Annotated in this window: 17 protein-coding genes and 2 pseudogenes; 8 read left to right on the top strand and 11 right to left on the bottom strand. The window is 69.0% G+C overall.

Annotated features, from left to right (window positions below):
* Positions 1-79: 79 nt before the first annotated feature.
* Complete coding sequence (treZ, locus tag BR07_RS0113385) at positions 80-1,858, top strand: malto-oligosyltrehalose trehalohydrolase (RefSeq protein WP_081821293.1); 1,779 nt, start codon at positions 80-82, stop codon at positions 1,856-1,858.
* Here treZ and BR07_RS24530 read toward each other — a convergent pair.
* On the bottom strand, positions 1,834-3,438 hold the full coding sequence (locus BR07_RS24530) for an MFS transporter (RefSeq protein ID WP_231476325.1): 1,605 nt from the start codon (positions 3,436-3,438) through the stop codon (positions 1,834-1,836). The genes treZ and BR07_RS24530 overlap by 25 nt on opposite strands.
* Before the next feature lie 89 nt (positions 3,439-3,527).
* On the opposite strand from BR07_RS24530, the gene BR07_RS0113375 reads away from it, so the two are divergent.
* Positions 3,528-4,094 carry a TetR/AcrR family transcriptional regulator gene (locus BR07_RS0113375; protein WP_027505877.1) on the top strand — a complete coding sequence of 189 codons (567 nt, stop codon included), beginning with the start codon at positions 3,528-3,530 and terminating at the stop codon, positions 4,092-4,094.
* Position 4,095: 1 nt separating this feature from the next.
* Here BR07_RS0113375 and ilvA read toward each other — a convergent pair whose 3' ends face one another.
* Both ilvA and BR07_RS0113365 read right to left on the bottom strand, forming a co-directional pair.
* A complete protein-coding gene (gene ilvA, locus BR07_RS0113370) occupies positions 4,096-5,427 on the bottom strand; it encodes a threonine ammonia-lyase IlvA (protein WP_027505876.1) in 1,332 nt (443 codons plus the stop codon).
* A gap of 85 nt (positions 5,428-5,512) precedes the next feature.
* Entirely contained in the window at positions 5,513-5,947 is a 435-nt protein-coding gene (locus BR07_RS0113365) for a nitroreductase family deazaflavin-dependent oxidoreductase (RefSeq protein WP_027505875.1), read from the bottom strand.
* Between the two features lie 141 nt (positions 5,948-6,088).
* Between BR07_RS0113365 and BR07_RS0113360 the strand changes: the two genes are divergently transcribed.
* Positions 6,089-6,328 (top strand): hypothetical protein, encoded by a 240-nt coding sequence (locus BR07_RS0113360; protein WP_027505874.1) that lies wholly within the window; start codon positions 6,089-6,091, stop codon positions 6,326-6,328.
* Positions 6,329-6,563: 235 nt separating this feature from the next.
* Positions 6,564-7,181: a hypothetical protein gene (locus BR07_RS0113350; RefSeq protein WP_027505873.1), complete on the top strand. Its 618-nt coding sequence runs from the start codon at positions 6,564-6,566 to the stop codon at positions 7,179-7,181.
* A 7-nt stretch (positions 7,182-7,188) separates the two neighbouring features.
* Here the strand turns inward: BR07_RS0113350 and dnaE are convergent, their stop codons facing one another.
* Together dnaE and rarD are read right to left on the bottom strand one after the other, a co-directional pair.
* Positions 7,189-10,755 carry a DNA polymerase III subunit alpha gene (gene dnaE, locus BR07_RS0113345; protein WP_051613374.1) on the bottom strand — a complete coding sequence of 1,189 codons (3,567 nt, stop codon included), beginning with the start codon at positions 10,753-10,755 and terminating at the stop codon, positions 7,189-7,191.
* A gap of 41 nt (positions 10,756-10,796) precedes the next feature.
* Positions 10,797-11,696 carry an EamA family transporter RarD gene (gene rarD / locus BR07_RS0113340; RefSeq protein WP_027505871.1) on the bottom strand — a complete coding sequence of 300 codons (900 nt, stop codon included), beginning with the start codon at positions 11,694-11,696 and terminating at the stop codon, positions 10,797-10,799.
* 107 nt (positions 11,697-11,803) lie between these two features.
* Between rarD and BR07_RS27795 the strand changes: the two are divergent.
* Together BR07_RS27795 and BR07_RS27635 are read left to right on the top strand one after the other, a co-directional pair.
* Positions 11,804-11,938, top strand: a pseudogene (locus BR07_RS27795) (DUF2256 domain-containing protein); the annotation flags it as partial.
* Entirely contained in the window at positions 11,921-12,208 is a 288-nt protein-coding gene (locus tag BR07_RS27635) for a DUF3253 domain-containing protein (RefSeq protein WP_269320100.1), read from the top strand. The pseudogene BR07_RS27795 and the gene BR07_RS27635, both read left to right, overlap by 18 nt.
* A 12-nt stretch (positions 12,209-12,220) precedes the next feature.
* On the opposite strand, the gene BR07_RS0113330 is transcribed toward BR07_RS27635, so the two are convergent.
* Positions 12,221-12,988, bottom strand: coding sequence for an MBL fold metallo-hydrolase (locus BR07_RS0113330; protein ID WP_027505869.1), 768 nt, complete (start codon positions 12,986-12,988; stop codon positions 12,221-12,223).
* A gap of 186 nt (positions 12,989-13,174) precedes the next feature.
* Between BR07_RS0113330 and BR07_RS24525 the strand changes: the two genes are divergently transcribed.
* The gene (locus BR07_RS24525) at positions 13,175-13,828 is read left to right on the top strand and encodes a hypothetical protein (RefSeq protein WP_231476323.1); all 654 of its coding nucleotides are present in this window, start codon (positions 13,175-13,177) and stop codon (positions 13,826-13,828) included.
* A gap of 13 nt (positions 13,829-13,841) precedes the next feature.
* Here the strand turns inward: BR07_RS24525 and BR07_RS27630 are convergent.
* Together BR07_RS27630 and BR07_RS0113320 are read right to left on the bottom strand one after the other, a co-directional pair.
* Positions 13,842-13,958 (bottom strand): annotated as a pseudogene (locus BR07_RS27630) (carbonic anhydrase); the annotation flags it as partial.
* Between the two features lie 86 nt (positions 13,959-14,044).
* Positions 14,045-14,698 (bottom strand): ElyC/SanA/YdcF family protein, encoded by a 654-nt coding sequence (locus BR07_RS0113320; protein WP_027505868.1) that lies wholly within the window; start codon positions 14,696-14,698, stop codon positions 14,045-14,047.
* Between the two features lie 92 nt (positions 14,699-14,790).
* On the opposite strand from BR07_RS0113320, the gene BR07_RS0113315 reads away from it, so the two are divergent.
* Complete coding sequence (locus tag BR07_RS0113315; RefSeq protein ID WP_027505867.1) at positions 14,791-15,378, top strand: CHAP domain-containing protein; 588 nt, start codon at positions 14,791-14,793, stop codon at positions 15,376-15,378.
* A gap of 2 nt (positions 15,379-15,380) precedes the next feature.
* Here BR07_RS0113315 and BR07_RS0113310 read toward each other — a convergent pair whose 3' ends face one another.
* The 3 genes from BR07_RS0113310 to lspA are packed head-to-tail and all read right to left on the bottom strand — an operon-like array spanning position 15,381 to position 17,514.
* Positions 15,381-16,007, bottom strand: a complete 627-nt coding sequence (locus BR07_RS0113310; RefSeq protein ID WP_051613372.1) for a hypothetical protein — start codon at positions 16,005-16,007, stop codon at positions 15,381-15,383.
* Positions 16,008-16,012: 5 nt separating this feature from the next.
* Positions 16,013-16,939, bottom strand: a complete 927-nt coding sequence (locus tag BR07_RS0113305) for an RluA family pseudouridine synthase (RefSeq protein ID WP_027505865.1) — start codon at positions 16,937-16,939, stop codon at positions 16,013-16,015.
* Positions 16,936-17,514 (bottom strand): signal peptidase II, encoded by a 579-nt coding sequence (gene lspA, locus BR07_RS24520; protein WP_231476321.1) that lies wholly within the window; start codon positions 17,512-17,514, stop codon positions 16,936-16,938. The genes BR07_RS0113305 and lspA overlap by 4 nt, the downstream gene beginning before the upstream one ends.
* Between the last annotated feature and the right edge of the window lie 54 nt (positions 17,515-17,568).

Here is a 17,568-nt window from a genome sequence, read left to right as displayed (position 1 = left end):
GAACCCGACGACCCGGGTGTGGTGCAACTCCCCCGCCGGTCCGGTGTCGGTGGCCCGGCTACTGGGTAAGGATGCGTCCATGAGCACTCCGGTTCGCGCCGCTTCCCGCACCACTGGACCCCGGACGTTCGCGGTCTGGGCACCCACACCCGAGCGGGTCCGACTGCACCTCGACGGCGACCTGCACCCGATGACCGAGAAGGACGGGTGGTGGAGCGCCGAGGTGCCCGCCGCCGACGGTGCCCGGTACGGCTTCGTCCTGGACGACGACGATGCGGTGATCCCGGATCCGCGCTCGCCGCGGCAGCCGGACGGCGTGCACGAGGCGTCGGCGCTGTACTCCGCGGACACCTTCGCGTGGACCGACGACGCGTGGACGGGTCGCCCGCTGGCGGGCGGCGTGCTGTACGAACTGCACATCGGCACCTTCACCGCGGAGGGGACGTTCGACGCGGCGATCGACCGACTCGATCACCTCGTCGACCTCGGCGTGACCTTCGTGGAGGTCATGCCCGTCAACGGTTTCAACGGGACACACAACTGGGGCTACGACGGCGTCCTCTGGTACACCGTCCACGAGGGCTACGGCGGTCCGGAGGGTTTCCAGCGGTTCGTCGACGCCTGCCACGCCCGGGGGCTGGCCGTCACGCTCGACGTGGTCTACAACCACCTGGGTCCGTCGGGCAACTACCTCGAGAAGTTCGGCCCGTACATGTCCGAGGGTGCGAACTCCTGGGGACAGACGGTCAACGTGGCCGGCGCGGAGTCGGACACGGTGCGTCGCTACATCATCGACAACGCACTGCGGTGGTTCGAGCAGTTCCACGTGGACGCGCTACGTCTCGATGCGGTGCACGCCCTGGCCGACACCACGGCCACCCACATCCTCGAGCAGCTCGCCGTGGAGACCGAGGCCCTGTCGGCGCACGTCGGTCGGCCCCTGAGCCTGGTCGCGGAGAGTGACCTCAACGACCCGACGCTCATCACTCCCCGGGCGGGCGGCGGGTACGGCCTCACTGCCCAGTGGGACGACGACGTCCACCATGCCGTGCACGCAGCGGTGTCCGGCGAACGTCAGGGCTACTTCGGTGACTTCGGCTCGATGCAGTGCCTCGCGACCACCATCACGCAGGGCTTCTTCCACGCCGGGACGTATTCGACCTTCCGTGGCCGCGTGCACGGTCGACCCCTGGACCGACGGGTGCTCCCGGCGAGCTCGCTCGTCGCGTACACCACGACGCACGATCAGGTGGGCAACCGCGCAATCGGCGATCGTCCCGGCTTCTCACTCACGCCGGGGCAGCTGGCGGTCAAGGCGGCGCTGATCCTGTTGTCCCCCTTCACCCCGATGCTCTTCATGGGTGAGGAGTTCGACGCCTCCACCCCGTTCCAGTTCTTCACCTCCCATCCCGAACCCGAGCTGGGTGAGGCCACCGCGAAGGGCCGCAAGGCCGAGTTCGCGTCCCACGGGTGGGACAGCGAGGACATCCCCGACCCGCAGGATCCCGCGACGTTCGAGAACTCGAAGCTGAACTGGGACGAGGTCACCGAGGGTGATCACGCCCGCGTACTCGACTGCTACCGAGCACTTCTGGCGTTGCGCGCCCAGCGCACCGAGATCACGAACCCGTGGTTGACCGGCGTGCACGTCGACTACGACGAGGACGCCCGATGGATCGTGATCCACCGGGCGCACCCCACCGCGGGCCGTGGTCTGAGTATCGCGTGCAACCTCACCGACTCGCCGGTGACAGTGCCGGTGGGCGGCTCACCGCTGCTGTGGTGGGACGAGCCGACGCCGAACGCGACCGCGTCGGCGACGACCGTTCCGGGTCACTCCTTCGTCGTGCTGGAGTGAGTATTGCTGGAGTGACTTTCCGGCTCGGCCCGCGCGTCGCCGGCGTCCGAGCCACGCAGAGCCAGAGCCACGAGGAGAGCGTTGGCGGCGAGCACGATCGCGGTGGCCACCGCCGCGACGTGCATCCCGTCGACGAAGGCGGCGCCGGCCGAACTGGTCAGAGCGTCACCGAGTTCCGCCGGTAGCGTCCGCGCGAGCGAGACCGCCTCGCCGATGGTCTCGCGGGCACCCGACGCGGTGTCCGGGTCGAGCGCCGACGTGTCGATACCGCCACGGAACACGGCCATCACCACCGAACCGAGCAACGCGACGCCGAGGGCGATCCCGAGTTCGTACGCCGTCTCGGAGATTGCGGACGCTGCGCCGGCGCGCGGCGCGGGAACCGAGGCGACCACCAGATCCGACGTCAGCGTCAGCGCGAGGCCCGCGCCGACACCGACCAGGACGAACGACGCCATGAACACGGGGATGCCGTCGGTCTGACCGAGACGTGTCAGGAGCAGTGCCCCCGCCGCGGAGACCCCGAGTCCCACTGCGAGAACGGTGCCCGCCTCCCAGCGGCGTACGAGATGTGCGGCGGCGAGCGACGCGACGATGCTCGTCGCCGTTCCCGGCAGCATGATCAGACCGGCCTCCAGCGGGGACGTGCCGAGAACCGACTGCAGGTACTGCGAGCCGAAGAACAGCACTCCCGCGAGCGCGAAGACGGACAGCAGGTTCGTCGCGACGGCCGTCGCGAAGCGACGCTGCGCGAACAGCGTCAGGTCGATCATCGGAGCGGCGAGTCGGCCCTGCCGGCGGACGAAGACGGTGCCCGCGGCCAGACCGACCAGCGCGACCGGAATCATCGACGGGTGCGGCCCGTGAGCCGCGGTCTCCTTGATCGCGTAGACGACGGGAACGATGGCCAGGATCGACAGCGCGGCGCTGGGTACGTCGAATCGGCCCGGTTCCGGATCCTTGGACTCCGGGATGGTGAACGGACCCACGACGACCAGCGCGATCATGATCGGCACGTTGATCAGGAAGACCGAGCCCCACCAGAAGTGCTCGAGAAGCCACCCGCCCACCAGAGGACCCGCCGCCGCGCCGCCGCCGGCCATGGCACCCCAGACACCGATCGCGAGCGTGCGTTCACGGCGCACCTGGAACATCGTGCGGATCAGGCCCAGGGTGGCGGGCATCAACGTGGCACCCGAGATGCCCTGCAGCACACGGGCCGCGATCATCATCGCGGGGTCGACCGCGAAGGCGGCGAGCACCGAGGACAGCCCGAAACCGACCGCGCCGATCAGGAGCAACCGCCGTCGTCCGATGCGGTCGCCGACGGTGCCCATGGTGACCAGCAGGCCGGCGAGGACGAACGAGTAGACGTCGATGATCCACAGCAGCTCGGTGCTGCTCGGGCGGAGATCCGCGCTGAGGAACGGCAGCGCGATGTCGAGGACGGTGCCGTCGACGGCGATGAGCATCACGGCACCGGCCAGCACCACCAGACCGAGCCAGTCGCGGCGGGTGGCGCCGGCCGGTACGAGATCGTCGGGATTCGGCTGCACGGACGCTGCCGGGGACACGGACACGAGGCACCTCTTTCGTTTACCGTCCGGACGGTACAGTCGACGGACACCGACAGCGTAGCAACAACCGTCCGGCCGGTACAGTGCGTGTCATGGCAGCCGACACACGCGACCGCATCCTGGACGCCCTCGAGACGCTGCTCCTCGACGACGGCACGGACAAGGCCACCCTCGAGGCGGTGGCCTCTCGGGCCGGCGTCTCGAAAGGCGGTCTGCTGTACCACTTCCCCAGCAAGGACGCGATGATGGCCGCGCTGGTGCGTCGCCTCGGTGAACGATCCGACGTCCAACGCGTCGAGGCGGAGGCCGCCGGCACCTCGCTGGCGCAGTGGTATCTCCAGCCACCGGACGCCTCGTCCGCCGAGGAGGTGGCGCTCTACCGCTCCACTCTCGCCGCGCTGCGCAGCATCGACGGCAGACCCGGCGAGGTGCAGCAGGCCGTCATCGACGTCATGGGCATGTGGGACCGCGCGCTGCAGCGCGAGGTGACCGATCCGGTGCAGGCCGAGATCGTGCGGCTGGTGGGCGACGGCATCTATCTCGCCGCGCTGCTCGGCCTCCCCCACACACCGCCCGACCTGCACCGTGACGTGGTCGAACGGCTCCTCGGTGGCGGTTCGAGCAGTGTCGACCCGAGCGGTCAGGGGTCGGCCGGATGACTCAGGTCAGGTAGCGGTATGCGGGAGACCCGGGCTCGAGATGCTCGACGTGCATCGGCGACGTCTCCATCCGCTCGAGGAGGGACGACAGGCCCGCGGCCGAACCGAGCTCGATACCCACCAGCGCGGCACCCGTCTCGCGATTGTTGCGCTTGACGTACTCGAACAGCGTCACGTCGTCCTCCGGACCGAGAACGACGTCGAGGAACGTGCGCAGTGCGCCCGGCTCCTGCGGGAAATCGACGAGGAAGTAGTGCTTGAGCCCCTTGTGCACGAGCGACCGTTCGAGAATCTCCCCGTAGCGCGAGACGTCGTTGTTACCGCCCGAGATCAGGCACACGACGGACGAGCCGGCCGGGATGTCGATCTGCGACAGCGCGGCCACCGACAGCGCTCCGGCGGGTTCGGCGATGATGCCCTCACTCTGGTACAGATCCAGCATCGCGGTGCAGATGGCACCCTCGTCCACCTGCGTGACCACCACCGACCCGCGTCCGTCGTGGCCCGCACCGACCGTCACCGAGGCATGCGAGGCGACGGTCGCGCCGAGCGACGACACGACCCGGTACGGGAGATCGCCGATCCGGCGCACGGCGGCGCCGTCGACGAACGGGTCGATCTCGTCGAGTGTGACGGGGCCGCCGGCCATGAGCGCCGCCGCCATGGATGCGGCGCCGGTGGGTTCCGCACCGACGACGGAGGTGTTCGGCGACCGCTCGGCGAGGTACGCCGACATGCCCGTCATGCACCCACCACCGCCCACCGCGACCACGACGACGTCCGGAGCGGCACCGAGTTGCTCCAGGATCTCCGCGGCGATGGTTCCCTGTCCCGCCACGGTTCTCGGGTCGTCGAACGGCGGCACGATGGTGGCACCGGTGGTGCGGACGTCGGCGAGGGCGGCCGCCGCGGCCGCATCGAAGGTGGAACCGACGCTGATGACCTGCACCATGTCGCCGCCGTGGAAGGCGATGCGATCGCGCTTCTGCTTCGGGGTGTTGGTCGGCACGTAGATGCGACCGCGGATGCCGAGCGCCCGGCACGCGAACGCGACACCCTGCGCGTGATTGCCGGCGCTCGCCGCCACGACACCGACCGCACGCTCGTCGTCGTCGAGTTGCAGCATGAGGTTGTACGCGCCGCGCAACTTGTACGAGCGCACGCGCTGGAGATCCTCGCGCTTGAGGTGGATCCGCGCACCCGTCTGCTCGGACAACCGCTCGCAGAACTCGAGCGGGGTGCGGGTGGCCACGTCCCGCAGCCGGACGGCCGCGGCATCGATGTCGTCTGCGGTCGGCGCAGCGGCGTCGGTACGGCTCGTCGTCTCGGTCACACGGACATGCTGCCACGGTGGTGCGACGACCACCGACCCACCCTCACCTGCGGAGCGGCCGCCGGCGGGGGTGACGAATCTGCGCTCAGGCCCGCTCGAGCACGAAGACAGGGATCTCGCGGTCGGTCTTCTTCTGGTAGTCCGCGTAGTCGGGGTAGGCCGCGACCGCGCGCTCCCACCACTGCGCCTTCTCCTCGCCGTGGACCTCGCGCGCGACCATGTCCCACTTCTCGGTCTTGTCCCGCAGTTCGACGTGGGGGTTCGCGAGCACGTTGAAGTACCAGACGGGGTGCTTCGGCGCGCCGCCGAGCGACGCGACGGCGGCGTACGCACCGTCGTGCTCCACGCGCATCAGAGGGGTCCGACGGAGCTTGCCCGTCTTGTTCCCGATGGTCGTGAGGAGGATGACGGGCATCCCCCGCATCTCGGTGCCCTCGGTCCCTCCCGAGCTCTCGTACAGGTCGGCCTGATCGGCGGCCCAGGTGGACGGACTCGGCTCGTACTCTCCGTGCAGCGGCATGATCCCAGTACACACACCTCGGCGGTCTCCGGCAACCATCCGCAGGGTGATCAGGAGGTTTCGGTCGCCCTAACTTCCATGTACGTGTAGCCTGGGGACCAACGCACGGCACACGGAACACGAATGGTTCGGGAGGCGAATATGACCACGGTCGACCTGCAGTTCACACGCCCGCGGCACTCGACGAGCGTTCGTACCGTGGACGTGGCCGGCACCGACTGGCCGCTCTACAAGCTCGAGAGCATCATGGTCGCCGTCATCCTCTTCGCCGCTCTCGCACTGACAGTCAGCATGCAGACGGCAGTCCTCACCTCCGCCGCTGTCGGCGTGACGCTGTGGTGGGCCCTCGGCGCGACCGAGCGGTTCCGCACCCGACACTGATCACGGACAGACACCGACGGGGCGCCCACTCCACGTGGGCGCCCCGTCGGCGTTCGTGTGGTCCGGCCGTATGTCAGGAACCGAACGGCAGGACACCGGGGGCCAGGTAGAGACCGCTGCTTCCGGCGGCAATGCCACCGACGAGTTCGAGCACGGCGTTGATGAAGTTCGTGATCATGGGATCATCCCTCTCGGTCGAGTTCGACGTGACGATCCGACGGTACCGTCCGTCCCTGTGAACAGTCACGAACTCGTCTGGTACGTCGGCTACGGCTCGAACACCCTGCCCGCACGCCTCGACGCCTACTTGGGCGGCTCCGCGGCCGACAGCAGATTCGGTGCGCACGCCGCCCCGCGGACACTCTCGCTTCCTCGCGAACACCGGTGGATCACCGTGCCGCATGCGGTGTACTTCGCCGGCGTCTCGGCCCGGTGGACCGGAGCGTCCGCGTTCCTCTCGCTCACACCCTCCCCCGACTCCGACAGCATCGCCCGCGCCTACCTGCTCGACTGGGCCGCCCTCGACCACATCTCGACGGTGGAGAACGCGCAGACGGAGCAGACACTCGACGTCCGCGCGTCCCTACCGACACGGCCGGGAGCGTGGGCGCTGCTGCCGGTCGAGGTGTCCCCCGAGCCGCACCGCGGCAAGTACGACGCGGCGCTGCGCCTGGACGACATCGACGGCGTCCCGGCGATGACTCTGACGTCGAGCCACGTGCGAGAACGCGGAGTGCCGGCCGACCGCTACCGCGACGTCATCGCGGAGGGCTTGCGGGACAACCCGTTCGGCGTCGATCCCGATGCCTACCTCGCGGCAGCCGTCGAGCGGTCGGCCGTCGTCAGACGGTGAGGCAGCGTCAGACGGTGAGGCAGCCGGGTCCGAGCAGCGCCTTGAGATCGCCCATCAGCGCCGATGACGGTGTGACGCGCAGCTTCTCGTCCACCTTGAGCATGGTGACCCGGTCGCCACTGATGAGGCGCAGGTGCACGTCGGTGGTGCCGGGATGGCTGGCCAGCACCCGCTTGAGCGCCCCGACCTTGTCCGCGGTGCACTGACGCGTCGGCAAGCTGACGGCGACGGGCTTGGCGACACCGACGGACGACAGATCGGGAACCGCGATGTCGTTCGCGATGAGCGAGATCCGATCGTCCCGAGCCGACACCCTGGCCTTCACCAGCACCACGGCGTCCTCGGCGACGTCCGCACCGAACACGGAGTACGCCTGCGGGAAGAACAGCACCTCGATACCGCCGGTGAGATCCTCGAGCTGGGCGGACGCCCAGGTCAGACCGTTCTTGTTCACCCGTCGGTTGACCGACGCCAGAATGCCGCCCACCGTGACCTGCGTGCCGTCCTTCAGACTGCCCTCGAGGATCGTGGGAATGGCGGTGTCCGACTGAGCCGCGAGCACGTGCTCGACTCCGTTCAGCGGATGCCCGGACACGTACAGCCCCAACATCTCCCGCTCCAAAGCGAGACGGTGCTTGCTGTCCCACTCCTCGGGCGGGATCTTCACGTTGAAGACGGAGGTGATGGACTCGTCGGCGTCGACGCCGCCGAACAGGTCGAACTGGCCGATGGCCTCCGCCTTCTTGGTGCCCAGCACCGAGTCGATCGCGTCGGCGTGGATCAGCATCAAACCCTTGCGTGGATGGTCCAGCGAATCGAAACCACCGGCCTTGACGAGAGACTCGGTGACCTTCTTGTTGCAGGCAGTCGCATCGATCTTGGCCAGGTAGTCGGAGAAGTCGGTGAACTTCCCCTTCTCCTTGCGCGCCGAGATGATGGACGCCACGACGTTGGCGCCCACGTTGCGCACCGCGCCCATACCGAAGCGGATGTCCTCGCCCACCGAGGCGAAGTTGAGCTCGGACTCGTTGACGTCCGGCGGCAGCACGGTGATGCCGAGCCGTCTGCAGTCGGCGAGATAGATCGCCGCCTTGTCCTTGTCGTCGCCGACACTGGTGAGCAGTCCGGCCATGTACTCGGCCGGGTAGTTGGCCTTGAGATACGCCGTCCAGTAGGACACCAGCCCGTACCCCGCCGAGTGCGACTTGTTGAACGCGTAGCCGGCGAACGGGAGCACGGTGTCCCAGAGCGCCTTGATGGCGGCCTCGGAGAAATCGTTGTCCAGCATGCCCTGGCGGAATCCGGCGTACGCCTTCTCCAGCTCGGACAGCTTCTTCTTTCCCATGGCGCGCCGCAGCAGGTCGGCCTGGCCGAGCGAGTAGCCGGCGACCTTCTGCGCCAGCTGCATGATCTGCTCCTGATAGACCACCAGGCCGTACGTCTCGCCGAGGATGACCTTCAGCGGTTCCTCGAGTTCCGCGTGAATCGGCTTGACCTCTTGACGACCGTTCTTGCGATCGGCGTAGTCGTTGTGCGAGTTCATGCCCATCGGACCGGGCCGGTAGAGCGCCAGGACGGCGACGATGTCCTCGAATCCGGTGGGCTGCATCTTGCGCAGCAGGTCCCGCATCGCGCTGCCGTCGAGCTGGAACACGCCGAGAGTGTCTCCGCGCGAGAGCAGTTCGAACGTCGCCGGATCATCGAGAGGCAGGGCGTCGAGATCGATGTCGATGCCGCGATTGGCCTTGATGTTGTCGATGGCGTCGCCGATGACCGTGAGGTTGCGCAGCCCCAGGAAGTCCATCTTCAGCAGGCCGATGGCCTCGCAGGAAGGGTAGTCCCAGCCGGTGATGATGGCGCCGTCCTGCGGACGCTTCCACACCGGGATGGCGTCGGTCAGCGGCTCCGAGGACATGATGACCGCGCAGGCGTGGACGCCGGCGTTGCGGATCAGCCCCTCGAGACCCTTGGCGGTCTGGTAGATCTTCGCGACGTCGGGGTTCGAGTCGATCAGCGAGCGGACCTCGGTGGCCTCCTTGTACCGCTCGTGCGTCGGATCGGTGATGCCCGCGACCGAGATGTCCTTCGCCATCACGGGCGGGGGCAGTGCCTTGGTGATCTGGTCGGCGATGGCGAAGCCCGGCTGCCCGAACTGCACGCGGGCCGAGTCCTTGATGGCGGCCTTCGTCTTGATGGTGCCGAACGTGATCACCTGCGCGACACGATCACTGCCCCACTTCTCGGTGGCGTAGCGCACCATCTCGCCGCGTCGGCGATCGTCGAAGTCGATGTCGATGTCGGGCATGGAGACGCGCTCGGGATTGAGGAACCGCTCGAACAGCAGACCGTGCGGGAGCGGGTCGATGTTGGTGATCCCCATCGCGTAGGCGACGAGCGACCCGGCCGCCGAACCTCGACCGGGGCCGACGCGGATGCCGACCTCCTTGGCGTGGTTGATGAGGTCACCGACGACGAGGAAGTAGGCAGGGAAGCCCATCTCGAGGATGACGCTGATCTCGTAGTCCGCACGGGAGAGGTACTCCTCCGTCGGACCGTCGGGGAAGCGGCGGTGCAGGCCGTCCATGACCTCCTTGCGGAGCCAGGTGCCCTGCGTGTAGCCCTCCGGCACCGGGAACACCGGCATCCGGTCGCGGTGCTCCCACACCTCGTCGTAGGACTGGACGCGTTCGGCGATGAGCAACGTGGAGTCGCACGCGCCGGGCACCTCGTCGTCCCAGAGGGCGCGCATCTCCTCCGCGGACTTGAGGTAGTAGCCGTCGCCGTCGAACTTGAACCGGGTGGGATCGCTCAGCGTCTTACCGGTCTGGATGCACAGCAGCGCTTCGTGATTGACCGACGCGTCCTTGGTGACGTAGTGGCAGTCGTTGGTCGCGAGCGGCGGGATGCCGAGCTGCTCCCCGATGCTCAGCAGTCCTTCTCGCACCCTCCGCTCGATCGACAGACCGTGGTCCATCAGTTCGAGGAAGAAGTTGTCGGGGCCCCAGATCTCCTGCCACTTGGCCGCCGCCTCGAGCGCCTCACGCTCGTGGCCCAGACGAAGCCGGGTCTGGATCTCGCCGGACGGGCAACCGGTGGTGGCGATGATGCCCTCGGCGTGGTTGGCGATGATCTCCTCGTCCATGCGCGCCCACTTGCCCAGCTGACCCTCGGTGGACGCGAGGGACGACAGCTTGAACAGGTTGCGCAGACCCGTCGCGTTCTCCGCCACCATCGTCATGTGCGTGTACGCGCCGCTGCCCGAGACGTCGTCCGACTTCTGGCTGCGGTCTCCCCACAGCACGCGCTTCTTGTTGAAACGGGACTCCGGCGCGATGTAGGCCTCGATCCCGATGATGGGCTTGACCCCGGCCTTCTTGGCCTCGTTGTAGAACTCACTGGCCCCGTACATGTTGCCGTGGTCGGTCATCCCGACCGCGCTCATCCCCAGGCGCTGGGCCTCCGCGAACATCGGCGCGATCTTCGCCGCCCCGTCCAGCATGGAGTACTCGGTGTGATTGTGGAGATGAACGAAGTCCGACACGGGAGCCACTCTAGGTCGTCGGGCCGACAACATTCTCCGCACACGCGGCGTGTGACGACTGTGACGGATGAGGACTAGCGCGGGGTGTCCGCGGACGCCGCCTCGACCGGCACCGACGCCACGCGATGCGCCCGCAGACGCCGCACGGAGTCGACCGTGAAGATCGCCAGCGCGCACCAGATGAGCGCGAAACCGATCCACCGCGACGCGGGCATGTCCTCGTTCAGCACCAGCACTCCCCACGCGAGCTGCAGGCCCGGTGTCAGGTACTGCAGCAGACCGAGGGTGACCAACGGCAGCTTCTGCGCGGCAACCCCGAACAGCAGCAGCGGCAGTGCGGTGACGGGCCCGGCGAGGACGAGCAGCAGGGCGTGCGGCACCCCGAGCGAGAGGGCGCTCGCTCCCCCGGTGACGCCCAGCACCACCAGGTAACCGATCGCGATCGGCGCCCCCACGAGCCCCTCCGCGGTCAGCGACGTGGTGGGTTCGAGCCGGACCACCTTCTTCATGACGCCGTACAGCGCGAACGAGAAGGCCAGGGTGAGGGCGATGACGGGAGGCCGTCCGTAGTCGACGGTGAGCACGACCACCGCGACGAAGGCCAGCGCGAGGGCCGCGATCTGCGCACGGCCCAACCGCTCCCGGAACACCACGACGCCGAGCAGGACACTGACGAGCGGATTGACGAAGTATCCGAGGGCTGCCTCGACCACACGGTCCTGCGAGACCGCGAAGATGTAGACGCCCCAGTTGATCGAGATGAACGCCGACGACAACGCCACCACACCCCACGTGCGCGCCGGGAGACCGCGCAGCGTGGACAGTCGTCCCAACATCGCCAGGACGACGAGCATGAGCACCAACGTCCACACGATGCGGTGCGCGAGGACCTCGACGGGTCCGGCGAAGGACAGCACGCCGAAGAAGGCCGGGAACAGTCCCCACAGTCCGTACGCACCGACACCGCTGGCCATGCCGACGCTGGAGGACGACCGGGGAGCTCCACCGCGCCGGGAGCCGAGAGAGGACGTGAGACTGCGCACGCGCTCACGCTATCCCCGACCGGTGCACAATCGACGAGGTGGCACACAGGAAGAAGGCGCCGAGCGGCGAGGCCGAGGCTCGGGCGGACAAGACCTGCGCCGTCTGCGGTCGACGGATCGAGTGGCGCAAGAAGTGGGAACGCGACTGGGACTCGGTGAAGTACTGCAGCGACGCGTGCCGACGCACCGGCTCCGCGGGAGCCGACGACGGCCTCGAGGACGCGATCCGGCGGCTGCTCGACAGTCGCGCCCGCGATTCGTCGATCTGCCCCTCCGACGTGGCTCGCGACGTGGCGCCGGACGACTGGCGCCCCCTGATGGAACCCGTCCGCCGCGCCGCCCGCCGCCTCGTCGCCGCGGGCGAGGCGGAGATCACGCAGGGCGGGAACGTGGTCGACCCGTCGACGGCGAAGGGCCCCATCCGCATTCGGCGACCCCGCTGACCCGGAGTCGACTCAGGCGCGTGCGGACCGTACCCGCCGCACCGCGTCGTCGACGGACCCGCGATGCACTCCCCCGTGTCCGGGAATCAGGACGTCGGCGTCCAGGCCGACGAAGGCGTCGAGCGCGTCGAACTCCCGCGGCCGGTCGTGCGCGAACAGGGGCGGCAGCATCTGCGGTCCGGTCCGAACGCTCAGAGCGTGGCCGGTGACCAGAGCGTCACCGGACAGAACGGCCCCCGCACCCGGCACGTGATACCCGGTGTGACCGGACGTGTGACCCGAACTGTCGAGCGGCACCGGCCCGCCCGGCAGGTCCAGCGGCCCACCCGGCACGGATCCGACGACCGAGTCGAACCCCTCGGCATCGGCGACGGCGCCCGATTCGGTTCCGCCCGCGCGAGCGATGCGCACCGTCCATGCGAGCGCACCGCGGCGCCAGACGTTACGCGCCACGTCGAGCGGCGATGCCTGTTCGAGATACTCACGTCGGGCATGCCGCGCCTCGGTGTCCGAGGTGAGCACCGGCGTGCCGTAGGTCGAGGCGAAGTGGCCGGCGCCGCCGATGTGGTCGATGTGCGCGTGTGTCAGCAGGATCGCCCGCACGTCCTCCGGACGCCGACCGACACGACGGAGCGATTCGACGACCGCACCGACGTACCGCGGATATCCCGAGTCGACCAGCGTCACGTCCTCGCCGTCGACCAACAGTGTCCAGTTGACGTCCGGCCCGAACGCGACGTGCACGCCGTCGGCGACGGTCGTGACTTCGAGTGTGCTCACGACTGCCGAGTATGGACGGTCGGGAGCCCCGGGGGAAGGCCGACGAGTCTGCTGACGCGACACGCCGATGACACGACCGAGCGGAGCCGGGTGTGTCATGACGTTGGTCACCGACGACGCGAAAAGCACGAGGCGACAGCCGCTCCCGCTCCTCGGGCCTCGTGTCGTGCACTACGCTGGTTCGACGTGATCGACGATCGAAATCTCGGCTCCGGCGCCTCCTCCACGATGACCACCACCTCACCCCACGACACCGCTGCGGACGACACCCCCGTCACCCGGCGGTGGAGTCCCGGCGGCTGCGTGTGGTGCGGCAGCCGGACCGACATCGAGATCTATCGGGACGAGCCCCGGTGCGGTGAGTGCCGTGAACACGAGAACACGATCGACGCGGCGCGTCGCTTCATCGGCATGTACGGCCTGCGTCCCCTGGGCGGCGCGGTGACGTCCGACGACGACGAGGAGCTCGAGCACCGCACCGCGGCTCGCAGTGCGCGTGCCGCTCTCGACCGGGTCCGCCTGCCGAAGCGTCCCGCGGCCGCCGACGTCCGGAAGGCCTCGGCCCGCGCCGGTGCGTCCGCCGCCGTCCGCACCACCCCGTCCCGCTCGGCGTCCTCCGCTCCGTCGGGTGCCGTCAGCACGGTGGACGTCGCCGTGCTCGCCGATCGCGTGACCGGTCTGCTCGAGCAGCTCACCGCCATCGAGGCCGGCATCGCCGACGCCGAGGCGTCGTCGGGTCTGCCCGCGCGTGCCCGGCTCAGCGACCTGCAACGTCAGCGCGCCACCGTCATGTCGACACTGGCCGCGCTGGAGAAGGCCCGCCGCGGCAGCGCGGGCTGACCGACACGCTCGATCAGGCCGGCTGAACCTCACGCAGCGCACCGGTCGCCGCGCCGAACACGAAGCCACGCAACGACGTCGTCCGCGAGACAGACGGACTGAGCTCGATACGCCGGAGCTGTTGCCGCAAGCATCAACTCGCGCTCGGGTCTCCGGACTGCTCGCGGTGCGACGGTGCGAACAGGGTTGGGCTCGAGGTGATCCGAGTGACTCGGGTCAGCCGATCTCGACGGCGCGGCGCACCGCGTCGGTCGATGGCGACTGCACCGCGGGCGCGGAGCCGCGGAGCACGTCCAGCACGGCCTTGGGACGCGCGAGCATCTCGCGTACGAACTGCCGCAGCAGCGAGCGCCGGGAACAGTCACAGGGAGCGACGACGCCGCCGGCATCGATCCCCGCAGCTCGGCACAGGGCCACCGCACGTGCGGCATGGGTGTCCTGACTGACGATCAGGGCCGTCGACACTCCGTACGTCGCCACGGCGCGTCGACACGTGTCGTGGGTCGTCAGACCGTACGGGTCGGCCACGATGCGGTCGGGATCGACGCCGCGGCGCACCAGGTAGCGCGTCATCACCTCCACCTCGTCACCCGATGTGCCGGCGGCGTTGCCCGACAACAGAAGTGCGCGCACGGTACCGCGACGCACCAGATCGAGTGCCGCGTCGAGCCGACCGGCGAGAAACGACGAAGGTTCGCCCTCCTGGACCCGAGCGCCCAGCACGATGGCGACGGGAGCACGCGGCGCGGTGTCCGCCGTGTACAGCCGACCGTGGGACGAGGCGGCGACCCACGCCGCCGATCCGAGCACGACGACGAGCACCGCGGCGGCGGACCCGCCGACGGCACGGATCAGATGTCGGTGCCCCACACGTCTCATGTCCCCAGTCCATCATGTGAGGGTTCCGTGAAGATCGGCGCCGCGATCCTGACCACGGAGGCCCGGCTCGGTAGCGTCGAGGCATGCCCACCACCCGCCTCCGCCGTACCGTCGCCGGCGTCGTCGCCCTCGCGGTGGTCGCCGTCGCGGCGGTGCTGTGGACCGCGCCCGAGCGGTGGTACCCGTGGGACACCGCCGACTTCCCCGCGGCCGACGCGTCCCTGTCCCCGGCGCAGCAGCGTGTGCTCGAGGTGGTGGAGCGTGAGTACCGCGATCCCCGTCCCGCCACGTTCTACTCCGAGGGCGTCGACGAGGCCTGGTGCGCCGACTTCGTCAGTCACGTGATGCGCCAGGCCGGACAGCCGTTCACCAATCCGCACTCGGGTGGGTGGCGCATTCCCGGTGTCTACACGTTGACGGAGTACTACCAGGAACAGGGCCGTTTCGCGCCGGTCGGCGACCACTCCCCCGCGGTCGGCGACGTCGTCCTGTACGAGTCGGGTGGGCCCGTCGGGGATCTGCTCGTCGGGCAGCACACGAACATCGTGGTCGCGGTGGACGGGGACACGGTCACGACCGTCGGCGGCAACGAGATGGGCGGGATCCGCATTCACGATCTGGACTGGGCGGACGACTCGGCGGTGCTCGGCTTCGGCCTGCTCGGGTCCTGAGGTCAGGAGGCGGGAACCGGGCCGTCGTCGGGCTGCACCGCGTCGCCGTCGCGTTCGGGATACAGCGGTGCCACCGCGAACCGGCCGTAGACCGCGTCCCCCGGCAATGCCTCGACCGCGCGGATGCCGTCCAGGCCCGCGAGCGCGGCGAGTTCCGGAACACTCGCACGTACCAGAACTCCTGCGGCGCAGTCACAGTCGGCCTGCAGGCGTGCGCGCACCACCGTCGCGATCGCGTTCCCGCGCTGGTCGCGTCCGGGCGGAACGAGGCCGGCGGCGAGACGGACGGACGACGCGAGCACGGAGTCGGTGTCCGGCACCGGGACCACCACGAGCGGGGTCTGCACGCGGTCGATCGGCACGTGCGCATAGACGACCGAGACCCTGATTCCGTCGACGGTGGGCGCGATCTCGTCGGCACGCATCGACCGGGTGAAGGACACCAGCGCCCACCGATCTCCGTCGCCGGAGGGCGGGTCCACCCGGGCCACGTACTGCGCGGCGGTCTCGTCGTTGTCGGGACCAAGGGCATCGGTGCGAACCGACGAACCACGGACCGGGTCGAGGACACCGAGCACGAGCACCGCGACGATCAACGCGACGACCGACGCCGCGGACACGGCGCGCACGCGTCTCAGCCCGCTCTCAACACGTCCAGTGCGTGCTGCAGATCCGCCGGGTACGGGCTCGAGAACTCCACGTAGCGGCCGTCACCGGGATGAGTGAACCCGAGTGCGCGGGCGTGCAGCCACTGGCGTTCGAGGCCGAGTCGTTCGGCCAGGCGCGGATCGGCACCGTAGGTCAGATCACCGCAGCACGGATGCCGCAGCGCCGAGAAGTGCACCCGGATCTGGTGAGTGCGCCCGGTCTCGAGGTGCACGTCCAGCAGGCTCGCGGCCTGGAACGCCTCGACCGTGTCGTAGTGGGTGATGCTGGGCTTGCCGTCGGCCGTGACGGCGAACTTCCAGTCGTTGCTGCGGTGTCGTCCGATGGGCGCATCGACGGTTCCGCTGCTCGGGTCCGGATGTCCCTGCACCAGAGCGTGATAGCGCTTGTCGATCGTGCGCTCCTTGAACGCGCGCTTGAGCACGGTGTACGCATGCTCCGACGTCGCCACCACCATCACGCCGGACGTCCCGACGTCGAGACGGTGCACGATGCCCTGACGCTCGTGGACCCCGGACGTCGAGATGCGGAATCCAGCGGCCGCGAGACCACCGATCACCGTCGGTCCCGTCCAGCCCACGCTCGCGTGCGCGGCCACTCCGACCGGCTTGTCCACGACGACGATGTGGTCGTCCGAGTACAGGATCTCCATGCCCGGCACCGGCTGTGCCTCGATGGTCAACGGACGCGCGGGCTCGGGCAGTTCCACCTCGAGCCACGTGCCGCCGCCGAGACGGTCGGACTTCGCCACAGTGGAACCGTCGACCTGGACGGCGCCCTCCTCGGCGAGGGTCGCGACGACGGTCCGCGACAACCCCAGCAGCCGAGCCAGTCCCGCATCCACGCGCATGCCGTCGAGCCCGTCCGGAACGGGCATCGACCGTGTCTCCCTCACGCCTTCTTCTCCGACTCCGTCGCCGCTGCGCTCTCGGTCACCGCGGGGTCGTCACCCTTGTCGTCGGCACGGCGAGTCCCGTCCGGCTCGATCCCGAACAGCGTGATGATCACCAGCAGGACGGCCCCGCAGACGATGGAGGAATCGGCGACGTTGAAGACCGGCCACCAGCCGATGGACACGAAGTCCACGACGTGACCCTGCAGCGGGCCGGGCGAGCGGAAGAATCGGTCGATCAGATTGCCGAGCGCGCCGCCCAGCACCAGGCCGAGGCCCACGGCCCACCAGCCGGAGCGAAGAGTGCGTCCGATGCGGATCACACCCACCACGACGGCGACGGCCACCAGCGTCAACAGCCAGGTCATGCCCGTGGCCATCGAGAACGCCGCGCCCGCGTTGCGCACCATGCGGAGGGTGACGGTGTCACCGATGATCTCGATCGGTCGACCGGGCTCGATGACGGCGACCGCGACGATCTTCGTGAGCAGGTCCAGGGCGAGCACGACCGCCGCGACAGCGAACAGCCGTCGGGTACGTCGGGCCAGGGGTCGGTCCGGATTCTCCACGTCGGTCACCCCACCATTGTCCACTACCTGCCCTCACCGCTCACCGGCCGCTCAGGATCCGAC

The organism is Rhodococcus sp. UNC23MFCrub1.1, assembly GCF_000686025.1.
Classification (GTDB): Bacteria; Actinomycetota; Actinomycetes; order Mycobacteriales; family Mycobacteriaceae; genus Rhodococcoides.
Note: the sequence above shows the minus strand (reverse complement) of the source record. Positions and strands in the feature narration are given on the sequence as shown.